Source organism: Mesotoga sp. UBA5825, from assembly GCF_002432955.1.
Classification (GTDB): Bacteria; Thermotogota; Thermotogae; order Petrotogales; family Kosmotogaceae; genus Mesotoga.
This window is the reverse complement of the sequence record NZ_DJHG01000135.1, coordinates 20,746-27,876: the sequence shown is the minus strand read 5'-3', so window position 1 is coordinate 27,876 and position 7,131 is coordinate 20,746. Positions and strand designations below refer to the sequence as shown.

Below are 7,131 nucleotides of genomic sequence, written 5' to 3'. Positions count from 1 at the left end.
GGGTTCTCCGCTCTTAAGCGCACAGCGGTTCTTTCCAGCGTGCAGCGGCTCTTTTGCGCGCGAAGCGGAACTTTCCTTCGCGAAGCGAAGACTGGCCAGGCGAAGCCTGACTGGCCTGCCTAAGCAGACTAGCTTCTTCAGAGCAACTCGCAACTTGGAACTTGCAACTGATGCTCTTCTCGGAGGACGTCTCTTCAAGCGGAGCAGCTATCGCCCAGACCCCACTTTGATTCTAAGCATATGTCTTTGCAGTTTGGCCTCGTTTCTAGCCCTTTCGCGCCTGGATTTACTTACTTCCAGCAATTCCTCTGCTCTCTTTAGCCGCTGCTTTGCTCTTTCTACGCTAATCTCCTCAGGAGTTTCGGCGGCATCGGTCACAATAGTCAAGCTGTCTCTCTCCTGGAGAACGTATCCTCCGTGAACGGCAAACCGCAAAGTCTTAGAACCTGACGTTATCTCCATTACATCAACGGTCAGCTTCATAAGAGCTGGAGCTCTTTCAGGCAGGAAGCCTATCTCCCCTTCGGTCGAGCGGAAGGAGATGTAATCTGCTTCTCCCTCCCACTCGATCTCATAAGGCGTGATAATCGTGGTCTTCAATGCCAAGTCATTCACCCTTCGTAAGCTTCTTGCCCTTCTCAACGGCTTCATCAATCGAGCCAACCATCATGAAGGACTGTTCTGGAAGATTGTCGTGTTTGCCCTCGAGTATCTCTTTGAACCCACGTATCGTTTCGGAAATGGGGACGTATTTCCCATCCATGTTACTGAATTTCTCAGCGACAAAGAACGGCTGCGTCAGGAACCTTTGGATCTTTCTCGCTCTCTGAACGGCTAGCTGATCCTCTTCAGACAGTTCTTCCATACCCAGAATCGCAATGATGTCCTGAAGGTCCTTGTATCTCTGAAGAACTTCCTGGACGCTTCTTGCAACCTGGTAGTGTTCCTGGCCCACAACTACTGGATCAAGATTTTTCGACGTCGAATCTAACGGATCAACGGCCGGGTACAGCCCCTGCTCGGCTATTGAACGCGAAAGGTTAACGGTCGCATCGAGATGGCTGAAGGTAGTAGCAGGCGCCGGATCCGTGAAATCGTCCGCAGGAACGTATATTGCCTGGACGGAAGTAATAGAACCAGATCTCGTCGAGGTGATCCTCTCCTGCAGGTTTCCCATTTCAGTCGCCAATGTCGGTTGGTAACCAACCGCTGAAGGCATTCTTCCGAGGAGAGCCGAAACCTCTGAACCGGCCTGAACGAATCTGAAGATGTTGTCAATGAATACGAGAACGTCCTTCTTCTGAACATCTCTGAAGTATTCAGCCATGGTTATAGCAGAAAGACCGATTCTGAATCTTGCTCCAGGAGGTTCGTTCATCTGCCCAAAAACGAGAGCGGTATTTTCAATGACACCGGCCTCCTGCATATCGAGCCAAAGATCATTTCCCTCTCTAGTTCTCTCACCAACTCCGGCAAAAACAGAAAGCCCCTTCTGCTCAATTGCGAAGTTTCTTATGAGTTCCATAACGAGAACCGTCTTTCCGACTCCAGCACCTCCGGAGAAGCCAATCTTTCCGCCCTTACTGAATGGCGCAAGAAGATCGATGACCTTTATTCCCGTTTCAAGTATCTCGACTTCGGTCTGCTGATCGGTGACTGAAGGAGACGCTCTGTGTATCTCCCAGTGATCGGCAAACTTTACCTCTCCAAGTTCGTCGATCGGTTCGCCGAGAAGATTGAACATTCTTCCGAGAATCTCTTCTCCGACAGGTACGGTGATCTGCTTTTCAGTATCAAGTACTTCCTGGCCCCTCACGAGTCCGTCTGTACTGTCCAAGGCAATCGCCCTGACGCTGTTATCACCAATCAGCTGGGCAACTTCGAGTACTATCTCTTTATCTAAGAATTCGTTCTTTACTTTCAGGGCATTCAGAATGTCGGGAAGCCTCGCTCCTTCGAATGATACGTCTACGACCGGACCAGTTATCGCGATTATTTTCCCAATATTTTGTTCCTTTTTGTCGGGCACACTCACACCTCCAAAATCAATTAACCGTTAAGCGCCTCAGCGCCGTTTACGACTTCGATTATTTCCTGTGTGATATTCGACTGGCGCAGTTTATTCCTAACCAGAGTCAGTTGTTCTATCATGTTCTTTGCATTCTCGGTTGCGTTCTTCATTGCAGCTTGCCTGGAGAAGAGTTCCCCGACCTTCGTTTCATATAAGCCCTGAAGAACTTTGGCTACAAGCCACGAATTAAGCACATCTTCGTACAGAACCTCGATTTCAGGTTCGAAATCAAATAAGTCGTTGTCTGGCTTCTCAAAATCTTCAACGGGAAGAAGCTTGACAGTCTTCGGTATCTGAGCGAGCGGATTCTTGAAACTGCTGAAAACCATTTTCAAGCCGGACGCGTTCTTGCTATCCATGATTTCTTCAATATCGTCAACGATAATTGCCGCCTCGTCAAGATCGGGAGTATCGAAGAAATGACTGAAAGGAGTAATAGGTACTCCGCTCTTCTTGAAATGACTTTCGGCCTTGATTCCCACCGTAACGATGTGTATGACGTTTGACTTTGCAACTTCGCGCTCGGCTGCCTTCATTATCTCTGCATTAAAGGCTCCCGCAAGTCCCATATCTGAGCTGACTACGAGAAGAATCTCTCCTTCACCCCCGGAGTCGGGATGGTTCGAATCTCCAAAATAAGCTCTGATGAGAGCCCGCTCCATAGCTCTTTCGTATAGCCTGACGAACTTCAGTCCCTTTTGAACTTTGTTGATTTTGGCCCGCGCGACCATCTCCATGGCGCGGGTAATCTGCATCGTCGAGTTCGTTGACTCGATGCGTTTCTTAATCGTACGCAGTTTACCCTTGCTCACCGTCAATCAACCTCGCTCTTCAAGCTGCTTCTTGGTGTCTTCTATAGCTTGCTTAAGACGGGTCTCTATACCTTCTTCTATGACCTTCTTCTCTCTTATTGAAGTTAGTACATCACTGTAAGAGCTGCGAAGCGTCTTGAGTAGAGAGGCTTCGAATTTCGAAATCTTCGAAGTTTCCATTTCGTCAAGATAACCCTTTGTTCCAGTGTAAAGAACAGCGACCTGTTCTTCAACCGGCATTGGGACGTACTGATCCTGCTTGAGAAGTTCCGTTAGCTTCTCTCCCCTTGTCAGTTGGTCGCGCGTGGCCTTGTCGAGTTCAGTCGCAAACTGAGCAAAAGAGAGCAAATCTCTGTACTGAGCAAGCTCGATTCTCAGACTTCCTGCAATCTTCTTCATAGCCTTAATCTGCGCAGCCCCTCCAACCCTCGAAACCGAGAGGCCGACATTGATTGCAGGTCGATTTCCCGCATAGAAGAGGTTGGGATCCAAATAAATCTGTCCGTCTGTTATGGATATTACGTTAGTCGGTATGAATGCCGATACATCGTTTGCCTGCGTCTCGATGATCGGTAAGGCGGTGAGAGAGCCTCCACCGAAACTCTCGTTGAGCCTTGCAGCCCGCTCTAGCAATCTGGAATGCAGATAGAAGACATCTCCGGGATAAGCCTCCCTTCCAGGCGGCCTTCTCAGCAACAATGAAAGCTCTCTGTAAGCGGATGCATGCTTGGAAAGATCATCGTAGATGACAAGAGAGTCCTGGCCCTCAAACATGAAGTGCTCGCCCATTGCAGCTCCCGCATACGGAGCGAGATAGGAGAGAGATGCCGTATCTGAAGCCGAAGCAAAGACAATCGTCGTATACTCCATTGCCCCGAACTGATTCAGTTTATCGATGATCCTGGCAAGGGCGGCCGTCTTCTGACCAATTGCGACGTAGATGCACTTCACGCCCTGTCCTTTCTGGTTTATTATCGCATCGATTGCTAAGGCCGTCTTCCCGGTCTGCCTGTCCCCAATTATCAACTCTCTCTGTCCTCTTCCAATGGGGATCGTCGCATCTATTGCCTTTATTCCCGTCTGTAGAGGAGTGTCGACCGGTTTTCTCATTACAACTCCAGTCGCCTTCACTTCAACTGGCCTGAATTTCTTTGTTTGAACAGGCCCCTTTCCATCTAGTGGAATTCCCAGAGGATTTACGACTCTTCCCAGGAGCTCAGGTCCTGTGGGGACCTCCATGATCCTGCCGGTCCTTCTGACGAGGTCGCCTTCTTTTATCTCTTTGTATTCTCCTAGAATAACTATACCTACATTATCCTCTTCAAGGTTCAGTGCAAGACCATAGACGTTATTCTCGAATTTCACGAGCTCATTTGCCATTACACCTTTGAGGCCGTATGCCCTCGCAATGCCGTCACCTATTTGTATTACCTTTCCCGCTTCGAAATAATCAAACTCTATGTCAGTCTTCTCTAGCTGATTCTGTATGACTTTCGTAATCTCAGATGGACTGATTTTCACTCAATCACCTCCCGAGGGCCCGAGCCCAGCTCCTGGCTCACTCTCTTTAAACGACCGCTGAGACTTGTGTCTATTACTTCGTCTCTGAACTTAATTACATATCCTGCAATGAGAGATGGATTAACATTGACCTTCATAACCCCCTCCATTCCAGTCTTTTCTCTCACTTTCTTGAGAATGGCAACTCTCTCTTCAGAACTGAGAGCTACTGCCGAATCGACTTCAACATCAATCCTGTTGCTTTCAAGCAAAAGCCTTGCACCAAAGGAGATCACGATATCTTCCAGCAATTCAAGCCTCTTCATAGAGACCAGAAGCGAAATCAACCTTTCAATCTGTTCCAGAGGTTTTTCAACGAAGCTAAGGAAGATCCTTACCTTTCTCTCTGCATCGAGAGTTGGGTCGAATAGGAATTTCGAAAGGTCGATGTTAGAAACACTTTTAGAAAGTTCATGGAGCTGTTTCAGCCCTTGCTCTCTAGCCTCTTCGGGAAGGCTTAAGAAGAGAGCGTTGGCATATTTTGCCGAAAGTGAAAGAATTCTCTTCACTCCTTATCACCCATGCTCTCCAAAATCCTCTTTGCATATTGCTTCCTTGCGTTTTCATCCATTTCCTTTTGAAGAAACCTTCCTACTATGGCTACTGCGGCAGTTACTATCGCTCCTTTTACCTCATCGGCAGCTTCTTCCCGCTCACGCTGAATCTGAAGTTCGGCGGACTTATACATTCTCTGTATCTCGTCCTGTGCATCTTCTCTTGCCTGTCTTACGATCTCTTCCGCTAGCTTTTCAGCCTGTGCTACGATTTCGTCTGAAGCAGAACGCGCCTCTTCCATTTTTGCCTGGTATTCTCTTCTGAGTTCGTTAGCTTCAGTCCGCATTTTCTCGGCCTCAGCTATCTCATTGCTGATCTTTTCTTTTCGCTGTCTTAGGATGTCGAAGAATTTGCCAAATAGCACCTTCTTCAGAACAAAGAAGAGCAGCAAAAAGTTCAGTATCGACAATATGGCCGTCAGATTAAGTTCAATCAAGTTATCACCCCTCCTCTATTCAGGGGAAGATATTTAGACTACGAGAAGAATCATGAACGCTATAACAAGCGAATAGATTCCAGTTGTTTCAGCGATAGCGTCGGCAAGAATCATCCTCGTGGTCAAAGTACCGATCATTTCTGGTTGTCTTGCCATTGCCTCCATAGCACTTGCACCGATTCTACCTTCACCGATACCGGCACCGATAGCACCTATTCCCATTGCCAGTCCGGCACCAATGAACTTTCCCATCAGCATTAAGCCTTCTCCAATATCCACTGTGAAAACCTCCTTACTCTATTAATGAGCTAATATATGCAATTGCGAGTATTGTGAAGATAAGCGCCTGGATCGCCCCGAAGAAGAGTCCGAAAATACCCCACAGAGCTGCAGGCAAAACAAAGTACTTCACAAGATAGCCAAGAATCAGTATCAGTATCGATCCGCCCATGATGTTTCCGAAAAGCCTCAAAGCATGTGATAATGGTTTTGCGATTTCTCCGATGATGTTAATGGGAAACATCCACCATATTGGTTCAAAGAAACTCTTTCCCCAACTCTTCCACCCTTTCACTTTTATCGCGTAGACGTGACTCATGACAAAAACGAAGAAGGCGAGCATAAGATTCATGTTCAGATCCGAGGTAGGAGCGTACCAGCTGTCTGAAAGAATTGTGAACTTCACTCCTCCACTTTCGAGAGGAATGGCGTTTATTCCAGGGAAGCTTCCGATGAAGTTTGAGACGATTACGAACAGAAACAGAGAGGCTGCAATATCAAATATCGGCCTCACAAACTCCTTTCTCGAAACTGAATCCTTCACGAGATCGTAGATATAGTCGAGCAACGCCTCCAGAAGACTTTGCTTTTTGCCGGGAACGAGCTTGAAAACCTTCACCCTGGTTGCCATGAAGATCACTATCCCCATTACCACCCACGTCATGATTATCGTTAGTGGATTGATCCTGCTGAGCGGCCCTTCTCCAAACGGCAGTTGATAGATCCATCGCTGCCCAACGCCTTCAAGCTGGAACTTGTAGCCCGTGGCAACTATATAGATAATCACTGCAACATATCCGCCAAAGACAACCCCGAGGAAGATCTTGTCAGACTTAGTGAGATTAAGTTTCACAGAGCCACCCCCCAAAAGCAATTGCGGCGATTTTCAGATTCATCACTCCGAGAAAGCTTCCAAGAAAAAACTCGAGGGAGATGGTGGCTGCAGTTGCAAAACAGATACCGTACAGCACGTATCTTGCAATAAAGCCAGCGGGAACCCTCTTCTTTTCCCTGATTAGAGTGTGTGCATCATAGTTTAGCAGGAGCAAACCGATCATGGCAAACAATGTTCCGTAGAAGACACCCAGTTCTGACTCGCCCAGAGGTGTTAATGCAAGGACGGCGCTTTCAACCATTGCCAGGACTGCCAGTATTATCGATGTCTTGATCATCATTGTCCTTGTTTCTGTCATATCTCTCTGCCTCTTTCATCAAATATCTAATCCCATTATATATGCCTGAAAAAGCTCCGAAAAGCATGAAAAACGAAATCCAGAGTCTATCCATTCCGACGAATCTATGAACTAGGTAACCAATACCTCCCGAGACCATTATATTAGCAATTACAATAACTGCAAACTGATAGAGCGATGAGAGAGCCGTCCAGTCGATCTTACTTCTCTTATCCTTCAACTGTA

At 47.3% G+C, this 7,131-nt stretch carries 10 protein-coding genes; all 10 read right to left on the bottom strand.

What is annotated here, in order from left to right; genetic code table 11:
* Positions 1–207: 207 nt before the first annotated feature.
* The 10 genes from B3N33_RS12700 to B3N33_RS12655 are packed head-to-tail and all read right to left on the bottom strand — an operon-like array spanning position 208 to position 7,126.
* On the bottom strand, positions 208–615 hold the full coding sequence (locus B3N33_RS12700; protein ID WP_292593532.1) for a F0F1 ATP synthase subunit epsilon: 408 nt from the start codon (positions 613–615) through the stop codon (positions 208–210).
* Positions 608–2,029, bottom strand: coding sequence for a F0F1 ATP synthase subunit beta (gene atpD / locus B3N33_RS12695; RefSeq protein ID WP_292593531.1), 1,422 nt, complete (start codon positions 2,027–2,029; stop codon positions 608–610). Before atpD ends, B3N33_RS12700 begins: the two co-directional genes overlap by 8 nt.
* Positions 2,030–2,049: 20 nt before the next feature.
* On the bottom strand, positions 2,050–2,883 hold the full coding sequence (gene atpG / locus B3N33_RS12690) for an ATP synthase F1 subunit gamma (RefSeq protein WP_099830776.1): 834 nt from the start codon (positions 2,881–2,883) through the stop codon (positions 2,050–2,052).
* 6 nt (positions 2,884–2,889) lie between these two features.
* A complete protein-coding gene (atpA, locus tag B3N33_RS12685; protein ID WP_292593530.1) occupies positions 2,890–4,404 on the bottom strand; it encodes a F0F1 ATP synthase subunit alpha in 1,515 nt (504 codons plus the stop codon).
* Complete coding sequence (gene atpH / locus B3N33_RS12680) at positions 4,401–4,952, bottom strand: ATP synthase F1 subunit delta (RefSeq protein WP_214060569.1); 552 nt, start codon at positions 4,950–4,952, stop codon at positions 4,401–4,403. The genes atpA and atpH overlap by 4 nt, the downstream gene beginning before the upstream one ends.
* Positions 4,949–5,434 (bottom strand): F0F1 ATP synthase subunit B, encoded by a 486-nt coding sequence (gene atpF, locus B3N33_RS12675; protein ID WP_292593529.1) that lies wholly within the window; start codon positions 5,432–5,434, stop codon positions 4,949–4,951. The genes atpH and atpF overlap by 4 nt, the downstream gene beginning before the upstream one ends.
* 33 nt (positions 5,435–5,467) lie before the next feature.
* Positions 5,468–5,713 (bottom strand): F0F1 ATP synthase subunit C, encoded by a 246-nt coding sequence (locus B3N33_RS12670; protein ID WP_099772236.1) that lies wholly within the window; start codon positions 5,711–5,713, stop codon positions 5,468–5,470.
* A gap of 13 nt (positions 5,714–5,726) precedes the next feature.
* Entirely contained in the window at positions 5,727–6,566 is an 840-nt protein-coding gene (gene atpB, locus B3N33_RS12665) for a F0F1 ATP synthase subunit A (RefSeq protein ID WP_099830744.1), read from the bottom strand.
* Positions 6,556–6,906: a hypothetical protein gene (locus B3N33_RS12660; RefSeq protein WP_099830745.1), complete on the bottom strand. Its 351-nt coding sequence runs from the start codon at positions 6,904–6,906 to the stop codon at positions 6,556–6,558. Before B3N33_RS12660 ends, atpB begins: the two co-directional genes overlap by 11 nt.
* Positions 6,842–7,126 carry an AtpZ/AtpI family protein gene (locus B3N33_RS12655; RefSeq protein ID WP_292589652.1) on the bottom strand — a complete coding sequence of 95 codons (285 nt, stop codon included), beginning with the start codon at positions 7,124–7,126 and terminating at the stop codon, positions 6,842–6,844. The genes B3N33_RS12660 and B3N33_RS12655 overlap by 65 nt, the downstream gene beginning before the upstream one ends.
* Positions 7,127–7,131: the final 5 nt, after the last annotated feature.